This is a genomic window from Streptomyces sp. UG1, from assembly GCF_049974585.1.
In the GTDB taxonomy this organism is placed as follows: Bacteria; Actinomycetota; Actinomycetes; order Streptomycetales; family Streptomycetaceae; genus Streptomyces.
Genome location: NZ_JBNGGG010000156.1, coordinates 1 through 912 on the forward strand (window position 1 = coordinate 1; position 912 = coordinate 912).

Genomic DNA, 912 nt, shown 5'->3' on the forward strand with positions numbered 1-912 from the left:
TCAGCCACCGATGGCTGACATCGGCCGGTCCGGCTGCACGAACGACGGATCGTCCAGGCCCGCTCCCGCCTTCTTGCCCCACATCGCCAGCCGCCAGATACGGGCGATCTCCTCGTCCGGGGCGCCCGAGCGCAGCGCCGCGCGCAGGTCGGTCTCCTCGCGGGCGAACAGGCAGGTGCGGACCTGGCCGTCGGCCGTCAGGCGGGTGCGGTCGCAGGCCGCGCAGAACGGGCGGGTGACGGAGGCGATCACCCCGACCACATGCGGGCCGCCGTCGACCAGCCAGCGCTCCGCCGGGGCCGAGCCACGCTTGTCCGCGCCCTCTGCGGTCAGCTCGAAGCGGGTGCGCAGCGAGGTCAGGATGTCCCCGGCGGTGATCATGCCGTCACGCTTCCAGCCGTGCTGGGCGTCCAGCGGCATCTGCTCGATGAAGCGCAGCTCGTAGTCGTGCTCCACCGCCCAGGCCAGCAGGTCCGGGGCCTCGTCGTCGTTCAGGCCCGGCATCAGCACCGAGTTGACCTTGACCGGGGTCAGGCCCGCGTCACGGGCGGCGTACAGGCCCTCGATGACGTCCTTGTGGCGGTCGCGGCGGGTGAGAGTCTTGAACACGTCCGGGCGCAGGGTGTCCAGGGAGACGTTGACCCGGTCCAGGCCCGCCGCCTTCAGGGCGGCCGCGGTGCGCCGCAGGCCGATGCCGTTGGTGGTCAGGGACATCTGGGGCCGGGGGTCGAGGGCCGCGACGCGCTCGACGATGCCGACCAGGCCGGGGCGCAGCAGCGGCTCGCCGCCGGTGAAGCGGACCTCGGTGATGCCCAGGGAGGTCACCGCGATGTCGATCAGGCGGACGATCTCGTCGTCGTCAAGCAGGTCGGGCTTGGCCAGCCACTGCAGGCCCTCCTCTGGCATGCAGTA

At 72.1% G+C, this 912-nt stretch carries 1 protein-coding gene; it reads right to left on the reverse strand.

Features of this window, described 5'->3' with window-relative positions:
• The coding region (gene moaA / locus ACP4J3_RS50785; protein WP_426545101.1) for a GTP 3',8-cyclase MoaA at nucleotides 1-912 on the reverse strand (912 nt) is incomplete at its 5' end.